The sequence below is a fragment of the Aeromonas salmonicida genome (genome assembly GCF_028355655.1).
GTDB classification, from domain to species: domain Bacteria; phylum Pseudomonadota; class Gammaproteobacteria; order Enterobacterales; family Aeromonadaceae; genus Aeromonas; species Aeromonas salmonicida.
In genome coordinates this window covers 3,394,216-3,410,920 of record NZ_CP110645.1, presented here as the reverse complement: position 1 = coordinate 3,410,920, position 16,705 = coordinate 3,394,216, and the positions used below count along the sequence as shown (strand labels likewise).

Sequence of the window (16,705 nt, the reverse complement as noted above, 5' to 3'; positions counted from 1 at the left end):
GCCCGGCCCCGTCAGTGAATCCTGTGCAGCAGTGGAGTAGCAAGGTGACGAATCGTGTGTGGGTAATGGGGGATGCGGTGGTGGACTTGATCCCGGAAGGGGAGCTGCACTACCTCAAGTGCCCGGGCGGCGCACCCGCCAATGTGGCGGTCGGGGTGGCGCGACTCGGCGGCGAGTCAGCCTTTATCGGCCGGGTCGGCGCCGATCCCTTCGGTCGCTTTATGGCCGATACCCTGGCAAGGGAAGGGGTGGATACCGCTTGTCTGCGGGCGGATCCCGCTCATCGAACCTCCACAGTGTTGGTGGAGCTCGATGAAGAGGGGGAGCGCAGCTTCACCTTCATGGTGCGCCCCAGTGCCGATCAGTTCCTGACCCCGGATGAGTTGCCCGGCTTCCAGGCCAGTCAGTGGTTGCTGACCTGCTCCATCGCGCTCGCCAACGAACCGGTACGCGGCAGTTGCCTGCAGGCCATGGCCGCCATCAAGGACGCGGGGGGACGGGTCTGTTTCGACCCCAACCTGAGGCCCGAGGTGTGGGGAAACCCCGCCGAGATGCTGCCAGTGGTGCGCCATACCATAGCGCTGGCGGATGTGGTCAAGCTCTCGATTGACGAGCTGCAGCTGCTGAGCGGCGAGGATGAGCTGGTCGCGGGGCTCGCCACCATATCAGGCCCGGCGCTGGTGCTGGTGACCCGGGGGGCGGCCGGAGTGGTGGCCCGCCTCGAGGGCGAGCTGCTGGAGTGGGTGGGGCCGAAAGTGACCCCGCTCGACACCACGGGGGCGGGGGATGCCTTCGTCGCCGGTCTCCTGGCGGCGCTGGCACAGGGCGAGCGGTTGCCCACGCTGGCCGAGCTGGCCGCCATCCTGGCTCAGGCTCACGGCTGCGGGGCGCTCGCCACCACCGCCAAGGGGGCCATGACGGCACTGCCGACCCGCACAGAACTGGATGCCTTTTTGCGATCAGCCTCAAGCGGCTGTTGAGCTGCGGCTAGAAGCCCGGGTCAACAGCCCCTACTCTCATGTGACAAGGGCCCGCCAGCGTGGCGGGTCATAAGAGGAATAATATGAATATCAGTGCGATAGCCAAGGATTTGGTGCCCCTGCTCGGGGGCAAGGAGAACATCGTCAGCGCTGCCCACTGCGCCACCCGATTGCGGCTGGTGCTGGCCGATGACAGCAAGGTGAACAAGGCCGCCATCGACAAGCTGGAGGGGGTCAAGGGGTGCTTCAGCAACGCAGGCCAGATCCAGGTGATCTTCGGCACCGGTCTGGTCAACAAGGTCTATGCGGAGTTCGTGGCTATTACCGGGACAGGGACGGCCAGCAAGGCGGAGCTGACCGACATGGCGACGGCCAAGCTCAACGTGGCCCAGCGTCTGGCGCGGACGCTCTCCAACATATTCGTGCCCATCATTCCGGCCATAGTCGCGTCCGGTCTGCTGATGGGGCTGCTCGGCATGGTGCGCACCTATGGCTGGGTCAACGCCGACAGTGCCCTCTTCGTCATGCTGGACATGTTCAGCTCGGCGGCCTTTATCATACTGCCCATTCTGATCGGGTTCACGGCCGCGCGGGAATTTGGCGGCAACCCCTATCTGGGTGCCACCATGGGGGGGATCCTTACCCACCCGGCGCTGACCAACGCCTGGGGTGTGGCCGGTGGCTTCAAGACCATGGATTTCTTCGGTCTCGATGTCGCCATGATCGGCTATCAGGGCACCGTCTTCCCTGTGCTGCTGGCGGTCTGGTTCATGTCCCATCTGGAGAAGCAGCTGCGCAAGCGCATTCCGGACGCGCTGGATCTGATCCTCACGCCGTTTCTCACCGTCATCATCACCGGCTTCGTGGCCCTGCTGTTTATCGGTCCGGCCGGACGGGTGCTGGGAGATGGCATCTCCTTCGGCCTGAGCGCCCTCTATGAGCAGGCAGGCTGGCTGGCGGGGCTGGTGTTTGGCGGGACTTATTCCCTCATCGTCATCACCGGTATCCATCATAGCTTCCATGCCATAGAGGCGGGGTTGCTCACCAATCCGGCCATAGGTGTCAACTTCCTGCTGCCCATCTGGGCCATGGCCAACGTGGCGCAGGGCGGTGCCTGTCTGGCGGTCTACTTCAAGACCCAGGATCCGAAAATCAAGGCCATTACAGTGCCGGCGGCCATGTCCTGCCTGCTCGGCATCACGGAAGCGGCGATCTTCGGGGTCAACCTGCGTTACATCAAGCCCTTCCTGGCCGGCCTGCTCGGCGGTGCCCTGGGTGGCGCCTACGTGGTGGCGGCCAAGGTGGGGATGACGGCGGTGGGCCTGACCGGTATTCCGGGCATGGCCATCGTCCAGCCCATGAATCTGAGCCACTATGTCATCGGCCTGGTCATCGCTTTTGGCGCCGCCTTCGCTGCCTCCTGGCTGCTCAAATACAAGGTGGAGTGATGAAGGAAGTCGATTTTTTCAAACAGATAGTCCGGTCCTTGTTGACCGGCCAGCTCAAGGCGGCGGCCGATCCCCATCGGCCCCGCTGGCATCTGGCAGCCCCGGTGGGGCTGCTCAATGACCCCAACGGCTTTATCGAGCACGGCGGCCGGTATCACCTTTTTTACCAGTGGAACCCGCTGGGCTGCACGCACAGCAACAAGGGGTGGGGTCATGTCAGCTCCAGCGATCTGCTGCACTGGCAGCACGAGCCCATCGCCCTGCTTCCTACAGAAGCGTATGAGAGCCACGGCTGTTATTCTGGCTCGGCGGTGAGCGACGAGCAGGGGCGCCTGACCCTCATCTACACAGGCAATGTCAAATACCCGGATGGCAGCCGCACCGCCTTCCAGTGTCTGGCTCGCGCCGACGGTGAGGGTGGTTTTGGCAAGCTGGGGCCTGTGCTCGATTTACCTGAAGGCTACAGCGGCCATGTGCGCGACCCCAAGGTGTGGCACGACGGCCAGCAGTGGCTGATGGTGCTGGGAGCCCGCACCCAGGACGACAAGGGGGAGGTGCTGCTCTATCGCGGCCAGACGCTGGACAAGTGGCAGCTGGTTGGCCCCATCGCCGGCAGTGGGCGTGGCGGCCTCGGTGAGTTTGGCTATATGTGGGAGTGCCCCGATCTTTTCCCGCTGGCCGATCGCCATGTGCTGATAAGTTGCCCGCAGGGTATTGCCCCGCAAGGGGAGGATTATCGCAACCTCTACCAGTGTGGTTGGCTGGCGGGGCAGTTCGATGGCGAGCACTTCGAGCACGAGGCTTTTCACGAGCTGGACCGCGGCTTCGAGTTCTATGCACCGCAGACCACCCTGGATAGCCAGGGCCGTCGCCTGCTGTTTGGCTGGCTGGGGTTGCCGGAGGAGAACGAGATGAGCCAGCCGACCATTCCCTATGGCTGGATCCACCAGATGAGCTGTCCACGGGAGCTGTTCTGGCAGCATGAGTGGCTCTGCCAGCGGCCGGTGGCTGAACTTGCCGCCCTCAAGGGGGAGCTGACCCGTTTCGAGGGGGTCGTCAGCGAGTTTCCGGGGATGACCATCGACTCGGCCTGGCTGGATCTGACGCTGACCGGCGCGGGCAGTCTCTGGCTCGGCACCGTGGCCGAGCTGGTGTGGCAGAAAGGGCGCATTGGATTGCGTCGCCAGAACTGGCAGAGCGGGGAGTGGGAAGAGAGGTCAGCTCCCTGGCTGGGTGGCCCGCTGACACTCTTGTGCGATCGGTCCAGCCTCGAGTGTTTCGTGGATGATGGTCGTCAGACGCTGTCAGCCCGTTACTTCCCCGGTGAAAAGCCGCAACTATCGGCAGGGGATGCAGGCGAGGGCGGCAAAATTTGCCTCAATCACTGGCCGCTGTCGGCGTGCCTAGTACAATAGCCCGGTTCTAGTCAGCCGGGAGGCCAGGTGGAGAAGAAGAAACGGATCACGATTGCCCAGATAGCCGAATTGGCAGGGGTGTCCAAGGCGACCGCCAGTCTGGTGCTCAACGGCAAGAGTGCGGAGTACCGGATTGCCGACCAGACCCGCAAGCGGATCCAGGCGGTGGCGGACGAGTGCCACTACCAGCCGAGCTTTCATGCCCGTGCCCTGCGCGAGACCCGCAGTTACACCTGGGGGCTGGTGATCCCCGATCTCACCAACTTCGGTTTTGCCAGTATCGCCCGGGCCCTTGAGGCCCACTGTCGCGAGGCCGGGATCCAGCTGCTGATTGCCTGCTCCGAAGATGATCCCACCCTGGAGCAGAAGGTGGTGGACAACCTCATCAGTCGTCAGGTGGATGGCATTATCGTCGCCTCCAGCGGCCACAGCGATGACACCTATGCCCGTATTCACGACCGCCTGCCCGTGGTGCAGCTGGATCGCCACATCGGCGAGTCGCGCCTGCCCATGGTGATCTCCGATGCCTGCAAGGCCACCGCCGAGCTGGTGCGGGACATGGCTGGCGAGTGCGGGGCGGAGATCTACTACTTCGGCGGCCTGCTGGATCTCTCCCCCAGTCGCCACCGGCTGGCGGGTTATGAGCTGGGTCTGCATCGAGCCGGGCTTGAGGCCCAGCCTGCCCGGGTGCGCCATCGCGATTATCAGCCGAGCTCCGGCTATCAGCTGATGGCTGAGCTGGTCGCCGAGCTGGGGGCGCCCCCAAGGGGGCTCTTTACCGCTTCCTTTACCCTGCTGGAAGGGGTGCTGCGCTACCTCAATGAGGCGGGGTTGATGGAGACGGGGATGCGCCTGTGTACCTTCGATGATCACGACCTGCTCGACTGCATTCCCATGCGCATCGACTCTGTGGCGCAAGATTGTCCGGCGCTGGCCCGCGCCGCCTTCGAGCTGATGCAGCAGCTGATTGCAGGGAATGTTCCCGGCCAGACCGCTCAGGTCATAGCCCCCAGAGTGCGCTGGCGCAGTCGCCGCTAGTCGCGCTCCCATCAAAAAGCCCCGCCAATGTTGGCGGGGCTTTTTGTTTATCGGGAGAGGACGCAAAGATATTCCCCGTGCGTTCAATCCGTGGTGCTGGCGCGCCAGAACACCTGCTTGATATGGGGATGAATGGCCAGCTTGACCATAAGGGCATCCAGCTCGTCGCCGTCGATGGAGGTGGCCAGCAGCACGGCGGAGATCTCCAGATCCTGCTCACCGAACGGCTCTATGTCCAGCTCGCTCAAGGGGTAGTTGGCCTGCTCCATCATCTCTTCCAGCCAGTGCAACACCTCCTTCTGATACTCGCGCTGGGCGAGAGCCGTGACTCTGTAGGTCACCTCGGTATCGGTATTGTCCACCGGGCGGCGGTTGATCTGGTTGACCAGGGGGCGCAGCAGGGTGTTGGCGGCCAGCACGAAGAGAGCGCCGAGCACCGCCTCCATGGCGAGCCCGGCCCCACTGGCTGCCCCCACGGCGGCTACGCCCCACAGGGTAGCTGCCGTGTTGATGCCGCGGATATTGCCCGACTCGCGCATGATGACACCGGCGCCGAGAAAACCGATGCCGGAGACGATGTAAGCCACCACATGGACCACGTTGTAGTTGCCACCGTGCAAGTCATAGATGCGCTGGGCCAGGCTGACGAACAGGGCGGCCCCCACGGCGACCAGCACGTTGGTGCGCAGGCCGGCGGTACGCTGGCGGTACTGGCGCTCCAGCCCCACCAGGCTGCCCAGCACGAAGGCCAGCAACAGGCTGGCCAGGGTGTCGAGCAGGGAAATCATGTCTAGTTGCTGCCACATTCTCATGGCGTACTCCTTCTGATAACTGATGGCCTTCGGGATGCATGATGGCGTGCCAATGGGCACTCCTGATGAATCGCAAGGCTGCATTCGGTAAAGACCACCATGGAAAATGAAAACGGACGCCCGGGTCGCACAGACCCGGATGCTCAGGCGCTCAATGGAAGGCGACGGGCAAGGTGTCGGATCAATGGAGAGGGGCCAGCATGGCTGGCCCCGGATTCACCTGATAGATGTCAGTTGAGCACTGGCTCGGCATCACGCCGGGGGCGCAGCTCCCAGCGTACCGGGTGGGCTACCCCGACCTGGTGCACGAACTGCACCAGATACCGGCGCTGGGGCGGGGTGCAGTGCAGGTTGAGCACCAGCTCCCGACCACCACTGCGCCCTGGTCTCAGGGACTGCATGGGATGCAGCCCTGCTGGTTGCAGTGTGTGGCTCACCATGTCGAGTACCTGCTCCATGTCGGCGCGATCCTGGCAGCGGATCTGCAACCGGTAGTGGTGCTGACTCGGCTTGGTGCGCAGCCAGAGTGGCAGCAGACCACGGCCCAGCTTGCTCAGCAGGGGGTGAGCCTGGGTGGATCCAGATTTGGTTGAAATAAAACGCATAGCAGCCTCCTTGTGGGAAGCAGAAACTATGCAGGCAAGGTGTCCAGGCCTGGGCTTGGGTCACCTGACGTCAAGTGTAAAAACAGAGAAGAGGGGAGTGGATTTCCGCTTCTCGCAGAGTTGCGAGAACGCGGCAGAGGAAGACCTGCGGCTATCTCGCGACCTGGGTGCCGACGATGAGGGTCGGCCTACAACTGTCACTTGATGAATTGCCCACTGATGGTCTCCGCTGTTGATGAACGGCCAGATGGTACTCATCCAGAGCGATGAGGTAAAGCCCTATCCTCCTTCAGCAACATTTAGATACAAGTTTGTCAATAATGTGAGCCAGTTGGCTACATCAGCGACAACCCAGCCTGCGCAGTACCATGGCGGCAGGGCAGAAACCGGTGAAAGCGCTCTGGATCAGGTTGACCCCGACAAAGACACTCAGCCAGAGAAAGCTCGGATGGACCCATTGGGTCAACGCCAGTGACAGCAACAGCATGCTTCCCGCCACGATTCTCACTCCGTTATCAACAGTCATATCTTGCTCCTTGGTTGTTTATCCAGCTGGTTGTGAAGGTTTAAAATTAGAAGTTGCTAATTTAGGTTTTATTTATAGAATAAAACTAAATATAAGCAACTACTAATTTATGCCTATGGCCCCTTTCGATGAGATGACCCGCCACGCAAGCGAGGCGGCAGCCCTGCTCAAGGCGCTGGCCCATCCAGAGCGATTGATGGTGCTCTGTCAGCTGGTTGATGGGGAGAAGGGGGTCGGCGAGTTGCTGGCCCACAGCAAGTTGGGGCAGTCAGCCTTTTCCCAGCAACTGGCGGTGCTCAGGCGTAGCGGCCTGATCCGATCGCGCAAGGTTGCCCAGCAGATCTACTACTCGCTGGCAAACGGGGCGGCGGCGGATGTGCTGGCCGTGTTGCAAACCCATTTTTGTCACTCCCAAGAGGATGAGGTGTCTTGATGTTTGAAACCCAATGGTTGCTTGCCCTGTCCGGGGGCATGCTGGTGGGGCTCTCCGCCCTGATGTTGATGCTGTTCAATGGTCGTGTGGCCGGGATCAGCGGCATTCTGGCGGGAGCCTTGCAGCACAGGCATGCCTGGCGCTGGCTGTTTTTGTTGGGACTGGGGGCGGGAGCCTGGTTGGCGTTCAGCCTGGGCTGGGCCCGGATGCCGAGCTTCAGCGCTCTGCCGACCTGGCCACTGGTCGCGCTGGCGGGTCTGCTGGTGGGTATGGGTACCCGTCTTGGCAATGGCTGCACCAGTGGTCACGGTATCTGCGGCATGGGGCGGCTCTCGGTGCGTTCCCTCTTTGCCACCCTCACCTTTATGGCGGCTGGTTTCATGACGGTGTTTGTCACCCTGCATCTGTTGTAACGAGGTAATGAGATGAAACTTTTTATCAGTCTGCTCGCAGGTCTCTTGTTCGGGCTCGGTCTGGCCATCTCCGGCATGGTGGATCCGGCCCGTGTCATCGGTTTTCTCGACCTGGCAGGGGTCTGGGATCCCAGCCTGGCCTTCGTGATGGGGGGCGCCTTGCTGGTATTTATGCCAGGCTACCAACTGTTGGTCAAACCGAGCAGCCGCAGCCTGCTCGATGAGCCATACCAGTTCGGCCAGCTCCGGCAAGTGGATCGCCGCCTCCTCGCAGGATCGGCCCTGTTTGGTATCGGCTGGGGGCTGGTTGGCATCTGCCCAGGGCCAGCCTTGAGTCTCATTTACAGCGGTCAGCCCATGATATTGTTGTTTGTGGCAACCATGGTGGCCGGGATCTTGCTGGTTGATAAGGGATTGAATCGGGTATGGGTGAAGGTGCGGCCATCTCCCATCGCCTGATCCTGTGGCGTGAACCGCTGGCGTACTGAACCGCAGCACCACGGAGGGAGGTTATCATGAAGCATTTCCGGTTGCCGGGGGCCACCTTGCTGGTCATGTCATCCACCCTGGCGCTGCCCGGGGAGGCAGAAACCCTGACCTCGTTTACCCTGTCGCCGCAGCCGGTGACCGACTGGCTGATGCTGGATGGCACCGTCAGTGCCATCAATCAGGGGACGGTGGCGGCCCAGACCAGCGGCCGGGTCTCCCGTATGCTGGTGGATGTGAACGACGAGGTGCAGGCGGGGCAACCCCTGCTCGAGATCAGCGGCAAGGAGCAGTTTGCCGCCGTCACGGGTGCGCAGGCGCGGCTGGCCCGGGCTCAGGCCCAGCAGGTGGAAGCCGAGCGCCAGCTTGCCCGTTTTCAGGCGCTGATTGCCAAGGGGGTGATCACCCGCGCCCAGCTAGATAATGCCGAGGCCTCCGATCGCGCCGCCCGCGCCGAGGTCAATGCTGCCGATGCGGCCCTCACTCAGGCCCGCGAGGCTTACGGTTATACCCGCATTCTGGCCCCCTACGCCGGGGTGGTGACCAAACGGCTGGTGGAGCTGGGGGAGACAGTCGCCCCCGGTACCCCGCTGCTGTCGGGCTTCTCCCTCGACACCTTGCGGGTGGAGGTGGAGTTGCCCCAATCCGCCCTGACGCTCGCTCGTGAACCTGCGGATGTGCAGGTGCTGCTGCCCGATGGCAAGCCTGTTACCCTCGTCAAACTGACTCGCTTCAACTATGCCGACAGCCAGAGCCACGCCTTCAGGTTGCGCCTCGACTTGCCGCCGCAAACCGCCGGAGTATTGCCCGGCATGTGGCTCAAGGTACAGCTCAAGCAGGGTGAGCGTCAGGTGTTGCAGGTGCCGGATCGCGCCCTGCTGCGGCAAGGGGAGTTCAACGGCGTCTATCTGCAGCAGCCCGCTGGCTGGGCCCTGACGCCGGTGCGGGTCGGCCATTGCGTCGAGGGACAGTGCGAGATCCTGGCCGGTCTGCAAGCCGGTGACAAGCTGGCCCCCGATGCTTGGGCGCAGCAGCAGGAGCTGGCCCATGAGTAGCGAGCTGAACGGCAACAAGGAGAGGCTGGGACCCGCGGGTCGGCTGGCTGCGCTGTTTCAGGGCTCGGCCATCACCCCGCTGCTGGCGCTGGTGGGGCTGCTGCTCGGTCTGTTTGCGGTGCTGGTGACCCCCAAGGAGGAGGAGCCGCAGATTGATGTCACCTTCGCCGATGTCTATATCCCCTTCCCGGGGGCCAGCCCGGCTGAAGTGGCCTCTCTCGTCACTACCCCTGCCGAGCAGGTGGTCTCCCAGATAAAGGGAATTGATACCCTCTACTCCTTCTCCCAGCCCGATGGGGCCCTACTGGTGGTGGTGTTCAAGGTGGGTGTGAGCCGCGAGCAGGCCATCGTCGATCTCAACAACCAGCTCGACTCCAACCGCGACTGGTTGCCACAGGGGATCGGAGTCGGCCAGCCACTGGTGAAACCCCGGGGGATCGATGATGTCCCCATCGTCAGTCTCACCTTATGGAGCAAAGAGTGGAGCAAGCAGCTGGGCGCCCCCGAACTGACTCGGGTCGCCCATGAGCTGGAGACCGAACTCAAGCGCATTCCCGGTACCCGCGATATCTACAGTCTGGGCAGCCAGAGCGCCGTGCTGCGGGTGATGCCGGATCCGGCGGCCCTCAGCGCCCACGGCATCAGCTGGGGCGAGCTGAGCCAGCGACTTGCCGCAGCCAATCAGGTGGGCCCGACACAGGCCATCGAGCAAGATAACCGGGAGATCAAGGTACAGGTGGGGCAGTTCCTGCAAAGTGAGCAGGAGGCTAGAGAACTGGTGGTGGGGCTGCACGACGGCAAGCCGGTCTATCTGGGGGATGTGGCCAGGGTCTCTCTGGGTCAGGAGACCCCGACCAAACGCAGCTGGATGGGGCAGGGGCAGGCCAGTTATCCGGCGGTGACGCTGGCCATCGGCAAGCAGCCGGGCCAGAACGCGGTCGATGTGGCCAAGCGGGTGGAGGCGCGGGTCGAGAGTTTGCAAAACCGGCTGATCCCGGCTGGGGTCGAGGTGACGGTGACCCGTGACTACGGCGTCACCGCCGAGACCAAATCCAACACCCTCATCGGCAAGCTCATTTTTGCCACCACGGCGGTGGTGCTGCTGGTACTGGTGAGCATGGGCTGGCGCGAGGCGCTGGTAGTGGGGGTGGCCATCGTCATCACCCTGGCGCTGACCCTGTTTGCCAGCTGGGCCTGGGGTTTTACCCTCAACCGGGTGTCGCTGTTTGCGCTGATCTTCTCCATCGGCATTCTGGTGGATGATGCCATAGTCGTGGTGGAGAACATCCATCGCCATCGCGGTTTGGGCAAGGGGTCGCTCAAGGAGCTTATTCCGGGGGCGGTGGACGAGGTGGGGGGGCCGACCATACTGGCGACCCTGACCGTGATCGCTGCCCTGCTGCCGATGGCCTTTGTCAGCGGCCTGATGGGCCCCTACATGAGCCCCATCCCCATCAATGCCAGCATGGGGATGCTCATCTCTCTGCTGGTAGCTTTTATCTTCTCCCCCTGGCTGGCGAACCATTTGCTCAAGGGGGAGGTGCATGGTGCCCACGGCGAGGCCAAGGCTGGTCTCTTTCACCGGCTGATGACCCCTTTCCTGATCGGTGATGGCGCCAAGCGCGCCAGACGCAAGCTCTGGCTGGTGGTGTTGCTGCTGGTCGGGGCGGCTACCGCCATGCCGGTGGTGCAGTGGGTGGTGCTCAAGATGCTCCCCTTTGACAACAAGTCGGAATTCCAGCTGGTGCTCGACATGCCGGAGGGGGCGACCCTGGAGCAGACCGAGCGTACCCTGCTGGCGGTCGGGCGGGAGCTTGCCAAGGTGCCGGAGGTGAAGGATTACCAGATCTACGCCGGTACCGCAGCCCCCATCAACTTCAATGGCCTGGTGCGCCACTATTTCATCCGCAGCGGCGCCAACGTGGGGGATATTCAGGTCAATCTGGTGGACAAGCATGAGCGCAATCGCAGCAGTCACCAGATTGCCCAGTCGGTACGGGTGCCGCTGCAGACCATCGCCAGTGCGGCAGGGGGCAACCTCAAGGTGGTGGAAGTGCCGCCCGGCCCGCCGGTCTGGTCACCCATAGTCGCCGAGATCTATGGCCCGACTCAGGCCACCCGTGAAGCGGCGGCGCGCGCTGTACAAGCCCGTTTTGTGGCCACGGCGGATCTGGTGGACGTGGATATCTATCTGACCGACCCGCAGCCCAAGTGGCGGCTGGTGGTGGACCGCAGCAAGGCCGCCCTGCTCGGGGTCGATCTCGGAGATATGGTGGCGACCCTCAACGGGGGCGTGGGCTATCAGGATGCCAGCTGGCTGCAGGGGCACGGCGCCAAATATCCGGTGCCGATCCGCATCGAGCTGGCTCCCGGTGACAAGCGGGATCTGGCGGGCGTGCTGGCCCTCAAGGTGCGTAGCCAGAGCGGCCAGCTCCTCCGGGTATCCGAGCTGGTGAGTCGCCGTGATGAGCTGGCCCCCAGCTATATCATGCACAAGAACATGCGCCCCATGGTGATGGTGGTGGCCGACATGGGGGGCCATACCGACACCCCGCTCTACGGCATGTTTGCCGCCGGTGCCGAGATCGACCTGCCCCAGTATTACGTGCAGCAGCCCGATAAATTTGGGGAGGTGGCCCTGTTATGGGACGGGGAGTGGAAGATTACCTACGAGACCTTCCGCGACATGGGGATTGCCTATGGGGTGGGGATGATCCTGATCTACCTGCTGGTAGTGGCCCAGTTCCGCTCCTATCTGGTACCGCTTATCATAATGGCGCCCATTCCGCTCACCCTCATAGGGGTGATGCCGGGCCACGCCCTGCTGGGGGCCCAGTTTACCGCCACCTCGATGATCGGGATGATAGCGTTGGCCGGGATCATAGTGCGCAACAGCATACTGCTGGTGGACTTTATTGAGCAGCAGCGAAGAGCCGGAATAGCGTTTGAGCAGGCGGTGATCGAAGCCGCGCAGGTGCGGGCCAAACCCATCATGCTGACGGCGCTGGCGGCGATGATCGGGGCCCTGTTTATCCTCGATGATCCCATCTTCAACGGACTGGCCATCAGTCTCATCTTTGGCATTCTAGTCTCCACCCTGCTTACCCTGATGGTGATACCGCTGCTCTACTACAGCCTGATGGCGCGTCGTGTTTGACGGGAGCTGGGCGCGGCCAGTGCTGGCGTGAGACAGCAAGGTTCAGTGTTTCACCAGACCGGGCGGGGGAGAGGTGAGAGGGCCATCGGGCGAGAGGAGGGCCTCTTCCTGCATGCTGGCCTGCAGCAGCGGGAAGTAGCGTCTGTCCTGCTTTACCATGTGACCCAGCACCAGATCCTGCAACACAAATTCCAGCAGGGTGAGGCTGGTCAGCTCGCCAGTGCGGGCCGCCTGATAGAGGCTGTCGGCCCGACGGAGCAACTTTTGATGCTCCTGGCGGTGAGTGTCCAGCTCGGCGTACTCCAGCTTGGCCAAAATGGCCTCTTCATTGTTGAAGTGGCGGGTGGCCAAGGCCAGCAGGGCCTCGAAGTTTTGATGAAACTGGTCTGTATCCTCTTCCATGGTCAGCACGCCGTTGAGCAACTGGTTGGCCAGGGCAAACAGCTGGCGATGGTCATCATCGATCTGCGGGTGGCCGCAGTCGTGGCTCTGTTTCCAGCCCAGCTGCATCTGGTTGGCTGCCTCTCGCGTGATCCCGCCCGCCATCTGGGGCGTGAACAGCTGGATGCGGTTGCGCCCCGCCTCCTTGGCCTGATACATGGCCTGATCGCCATGATTCATCAACTGCTTCTGGGTGGTGCCGTGCTGCGGATAGAGGGCCACACCGATGCAGCTGGAGATATGGAAATGGAGTGCATCCGTCATGGCAAAGGTCTGGTTGAGACTCTGGTGAATGGCCTCGGCGATGGCGATGGCCCCCGCCTCTCCCGTTATCTCGGGCAGCAGCACCATGAATTCATCCCCGCCGATCCGGGCGACCGTGTCCCCCTCCCGCACACAGTGCAGCATGCGCTTGGCGACGGTGGCCAGCAGCCAGTCGCCTGCCTCGTGCCCATGCTGATCATTGACCGGCTTGAAGTGATCGAGATCGATGAACAGCAGGGCAAGCGGTTTTCCGTCCGCCTGTTGCAGTGAGTGTTGCAGCCTGTCTTGTAGCAAGCGACGGTTGGGCAGGTGAGTGAGGGGATCATAAAAAGCGAGCTGGCGCATCATCTCCTCGCTGGCTTTGCGATCGCTGATGTCCCGGGTTACGCCGAGCACAGAGACGGGGTTGCCATCTTTGTCGGCATGCAGTGTGGTCACCACTTCTGTGTGGATGAGGCGCCCATCCTTGTGAGGCTGATCCACCAGGGTGACTCGCTTGGTATTGATGTGATCCCCCGCCGCCCAAGTTGCCAGCGACTCCTTCATCTGGCGGGCGATGCGGTCGGCAGATTCAGCCGTCATCAGCTCCTCGCCCGTCTGGGCCAGCACCTCCTCGACGGTGAAACCACGCAGGTGCTGTACCGACGGGCTCAGGTAGGTGAAGCGACCACTCTGGATATCCATGGTCCAGATGACGTCGGCACTGTTCTCCGTGATGAAGCGGAAGTGGCGCTCGTTGTCGGCTATCTCCTGGCTTAGCTGATGGCGTGCCTTGCTCTCTTCCCGCAGACGGCGGTTGAGACGAAGGAAGATCATAAGCAATATCAATAGGAAGGCGGTGACCAGCAGGCCGATGGCGATGCCCTGATAGATCATCAACTGCTGTTGATGTGCTCTCTCTTCCTGCTGGCTGTAGAGGAAACTATCCAGATCCGGCATGGCGGTGAGCAGGCCGAGGTCCATATAGGTTTGCGCTATGTGTTGCCAGCGGCCGGGATACATGTAGCCCATCTCCACCAGATCGGCGCGGATCAGCGGCTGCATCTGCTTGGCTTCAAACAGCAGCTTGTTGCGGTCCAGGGCCGGATTATTGGTCGCCGGATATTGGGTGAGGATCCAGGCCACCACCTCTTCCGGATGCAGCATGGCGTAACGCCACCCCTTGAGGCTGGCTTCGCGAAAGGCTCTGACTCTCGCCCCGTGGTCGCGCAATTCACGCTCGGAGGTAAACAGGTTGTCACCGTAGAAGTCGATACCGGCGCTGCGGGGAGTAAAGGTCTGATAGGGCACACCGCTGCGCTGCAATGTGTAGGTTTCATCCGTGTTGTAGGCGCTCATGGCGTCCACTTCGCCCCGAATTAGCGCATCTGCACTCAGGGTATGGGGCTGGCGGTGGAGCAACCCAAGCGCAACCCCTTCGTGTTGCAGGTAGGCGATCAGCTCTTCGGAGTGATATTCCAGCATCAGACGGCGGCCAACGAGATCATGCACGTTGTCGATATCGGCACGGGCCAGCAGCACCAGAGGGGAGTGTTGAAACGGGGTAGCCAGGACCACGACAGGTTGGCCGCGCTGGCGATCCAGCAGCAAGTCACTGCTGCCGACTCCATAATGGGCGCGTCCCGAGACAACTTCGTCGACCACATCCGTGCCCGGGCCGGCCTCTCTGAGCCTGACATCGAGCCCTGCATCCCGGTAATAGCCCTGGGCGATGGCCGCATAGTAGCCGGCAAACTGGAACTGATGATGCCACTTCAACTGTAAAACAATCGGATCCTGTGCCGCGACTCTGGCCGGCAGACAGGCCAGTATGATCAGCAGCAACGGCATGAGCAAAGGGCCAATATGCCGGCCCGAGCAATGGAAAAATGCAGGGGGTAAGCTCAAGTAAGGCCGCCTGGTGATGTATCTATGGCTAGCGTCGGGCAATTTCTCTCATGCTGCAAGTGTCAATCCCTCGGTCAGGGGGGGATTTTTGCACGGTTGTGACCGTATCGGTGCTTTTGGCGTCATTCTTGTCAATTTTTGATGGTCTATGGCCACAACCTGGCCTGGTTGAAGACTGCAGGTGAGAAAGAAAGTGGTAATATCGGCCCGCTATTGACTCGATAAAGGCCTGCCCATGACTGCTCTGCGTCTGCTAGTTTCCGACTCTCACGATCCCCTGTTCAACCTGGCGGTGGAGGAGTGCATCTTCCGGCAGATGGACCCGAACCAGCGGGTACTGTTTCTGTGGCGCAACGCCAATACAGTGGTGATTGGCCGTGCCCAGAACCCGTGGAAGGAGTGCAACACCCGCCGCATGGAAGAGGATGGCGTGACTCTGGCCAGGCGCAGCAGCGGAGGTGGCGCCGTGTTTCACGACCTTGGCAACAGCTGCTTCACCTTCATGGCGGGCAAGCCGGGCTATGACAAGAGCATCTCCACCGCCATAGTGCTCGATGCGCTCAAGCTGCTCGGGGTGAGTGCCTTTGCTTCCGGACGCAACGACCTGCTGGTGGCCACCCAGGACGGGGATCGCAAGGTGTCTGGCTCGGCCTATCGGGAGACCCATGATCGCGGTTTCCATCACGGTACCCTGCTGCTCGATGCAGACTTGAGCCGCCTCGCCAATTACCTCAATCCCGACCCCAAGAAGCTGGCCGCCAAGGGGATCAGCTCGGTACGCAGTCGGGTAGCCAACCTGTGCGAGCTGCTGCCCGGGATCGAACATCAGCAGGTGAGTCATGCGCTCATTGAGGCCTTCTTCGCCCACTACGGTGCGCGCGTCTCCCCCGAGCATATCTCCCCGACCCAATTGCCGAACTTGCCCGGCTTTGCCGACACTTTCGCCCGCCAGCGCAGCTGGGAGTGGAATTTTGGTCATGCGCCTGCGTTCACCCATCAGCTGGACGAGCGTTTCGACTGGGGCGGGGTGGAGCTGCATTTCGATGTGGAGAAGGGGGTCATAGGTCGGGCGCAGATCTTCAGCGACAGCCTGGATCCGGCCCCATTGGATGCATTGGCCCAGCGGCTGGTGGGCGTGACCTATCGCAGCGACGCCATCGCCGCGCTGCTCGGGCAACTGAAGACCGATTTCCCGGCTCGGCAAGCCGAGCTGGATGCGCTTGCTGGCTGGTTGCAGGCGGCACTGCGCTGACCGCATTGTCCAGGCAGCATGCTCACTAACGAGGTGCCCAAACGCACCTCAAGATAAACGGCGGGATGGAGAGTCCCGCCGTTTATCTTGTCCGTCAATTCACTGTTTTTGCAACTGGGTGACCGTCAGCTTGCCGGCCGGGTTTTCGGCGTGAAAGCGTACCGTATCTCCGACCTTTAGCCCCTTGGTCAGGGCCGGATCGGCCAGCAGGAACACCATTGTCATGGGGGGCATCTTGAGGTTGTCGATGGCCTCGTGCTTGATCCCCACCTTGCCGCTGGCCTCGTCGATACGGCTGATGATCCCCTTGGTCATCGCGTTCTCTCCCGTCGCCTGCATATCCATCCCCTCCATCTGGGACATATCGTGCCCCTCGTGGCTCATGGTCATCTCGGCTCGGGCCTGGATAGAGGCAAGGCCGAGCAGCAGGGTCATTGCAAATGTCTTGTAGTTCATGGTCTTTTCCTTGTGATTGATTCAAACACTTCGTTGA

At 62.0% G+C, this 16,705-nt stretch carries 15 protein-coding genes; 10 read left to right on the top strand and 5 right to left on the bottom strand.

Annotated elements, in window-relative coordinates:
- Window positions 1-23: 23 nt before the first annotated feature.
- From ONZ54_RS15900 to ONZ54_RS15885, 4 genes are all read left to right on the top strand, one after another.
- Window positions 24-980, top strand: coding sequence for an aminoimidazole riboside kinase (locus ONZ54_RS15900; protein WP_271786639.1), 957 nt, complete (start codon window positions 24-26; stop codon window positions 978-980).
- A gap of 83 nt (window positions 981-1,063) precedes the next feature.
- Complete coding sequence (locus ONZ54_RS15895; RefSeq protein ID WP_271786638.1) at window positions 1,064-2,428, top strand: sucrose-specific PTS transporter subunit IIBC; 1,365 nt, start codon at window positions 1,064-1,066, stop codon at window positions 2,426-2,428.
- Window positions 2,428-3,843 carry a glycoside hydrolase family 32 protein gene (locus ONZ54_RS15890; RefSeq protein WP_271786637.1) on the top strand — a complete coding sequence of 472 codons (1,416 nt, stop codon included), beginning with the start codon at window positions 2,428-2,430 and terminating at the stop codon, window positions 3,841-3,843. The genes ONZ54_RS15895 and ONZ54_RS15890 overlap by 1 nt, the downstream gene beginning before the upstream one ends.
- A gap of 27 nt (window positions 3,844-3,870) precedes the next feature.
- A complete protein-coding gene (locus ONZ54_RS15885; RefSeq protein WP_058394293.1) occupies window positions 3,871-4,881 on the top strand; it encodes a substrate-binding domain-containing protein in 1,011 nt (336 codons plus the stop codon).
- 83 nt (window positions 4,882-4,964) lie between these two features.
- On the opposite strand, the gene ONZ54_RS15880 is transcribed toward ONZ54_RS15885, so the two are convergent.
- From ONZ54_RS15880 to ONZ54_RS15870, 3 genes are all read right to left on the bottom strand, one after another.
- A complete protein-coding gene (locus tag ONZ54_RS15880; RefSeq protein WP_011898955.1) occupies window positions 4,965-5,693 on the bottom strand; it encodes an MgtC/SapB family protein in 729 nt (242 codons plus the stop codon).
- Window positions 5,694-5,923: 230 nt separating this feature from the next.
- On the bottom strand, window positions 5,924-6,298 hold the full coding sequence (locus ONZ54_RS15875; protein ID WP_005312618.1) for a hypothetical protein: 375 nt from the start codon (window positions 6,296-6,298) through the stop codon (window positions 5,924-5,926).
- 340 nt (window positions 6,299-6,638) lie between these two features.
- Window positions 6,639-6,824: a YgaP family membrane protein gene (locus ONZ54_RS15870; protein ID WP_271786636.1), complete on the bottom strand. Its 186-nt coding sequence runs from the start codon at window positions 6,822-6,824 to the stop codon at window positions 6,639-6,641.
- A gap of 115 nt (window positions 6,825-6,939) precedes the next feature.
- Between ONZ54_RS15870 and ONZ54_RS15865 the strand changes: the two genes are divergently transcribed.
- The 5 genes from ONZ54_RS15865 to ONZ54_RS15845 are packed head-to-tail and all read left to right on the top strand — an operon-like array spanning window position 6,940 to window position 12,368.
- Window positions 6,940-7,257, top strand: a complete 318-nt coding sequence (locus ONZ54_RS15865) for an ArsR/SmtB family transcription factor (RefSeq protein WP_096118782.1) — start codon at window positions 6,940-6,942, stop codon at window positions 7,255-7,257.
- Complete coding sequence (locus ONZ54_RS15860) at window positions 7,257-7,670, top strand: YeeE/YedE family protein (protein WP_021138047.1); 414 nt, start codon at window positions 7,257-7,259, stop codon at window positions 7,668-7,670. Before ONZ54_RS15865 ends, ONZ54_RS15860 begins: the two co-directional genes overlap by 1 nt.
- 12 nt (window positions 7,671-7,682) lie before the next feature.
- Window positions 7,683-8,129, top strand: coding sequence for a YeeE/YedE family protein (locus tag ONZ54_RS15855; protein WP_271786635.1), 447 nt, complete (start codon window positions 7,683-7,685; stop codon window positions 8,127-8,129).
- A 56-nt stretch (window positions 8,130-8,185) separates the two neighbouring features.
- Complete coding sequence (locus tag ONZ54_RS15850) at window positions 8,186-9,211, top strand: efflux RND transporter periplasmic adaptor subunit (protein ID WP_271786634.1); 1,026 nt, start codon at window positions 8,186-8,188, stop codon at window positions 9,209-9,211.
- Window positions 9,204-12,368, top strand: a complete 3,165-nt coding sequence (locus ONZ54_RS15845; RefSeq protein ID WP_271786633.1) for an efflux RND transporter permease subunit — start codon at window positions 9,204-9,206, stop codon at window positions 12,366-12,368. Before ONZ54_RS15850 ends, ONZ54_RS15845 begins: the two co-directional genes overlap by 8 nt.
- Window positions 12,369-12,410: 42 nt before the next feature.
- Here ONZ54_RS15845 and ONZ54_RS15840 read toward each other — a convergent pair whose 3' ends face one another.
- Window positions 12,411-14,903, bottom strand: a complete 2,493-nt coding sequence (locus ONZ54_RS15840) for a diguanylate cyclase domain-containing protein (RefSeq protein ID WP_271786632.1) — start codon at window positions 14,901-14,903, stop codon at window positions 12,411-12,413.
- A gap of 292 nt (window positions 14,904-15,195) precedes the next feature.
- On the opposite strand from ONZ54_RS15840, the gene ONZ54_RS15835 reads away from it, so the two are divergent.
- A complete protein-coding gene (locus ONZ54_RS15835) occupies window positions 15,196-16,212 on the top strand; it encodes a lipoate--protein ligase A (protein ID WP_155602559.1) in 1,017 nt (338 codons plus the stop codon).
- Between the two features lie 99 nt (window positions 16,213-16,311).
- Here ONZ54_RS15835 and ONZ54_RS15830 read toward each other — a convergent pair whose 3' ends face one another.
- Window positions 16,312-16,668, bottom strand: coding sequence for a copper-binding protein (locus tag ONZ54_RS15830; protein WP_271786631.1), 357 nt, complete (start codon window positions 16,666-16,668; stop codon window positions 16,312-16,314).
- Between the last annotated feature and the right edge of the window lie 37 nt (window positions 16,669-16,705).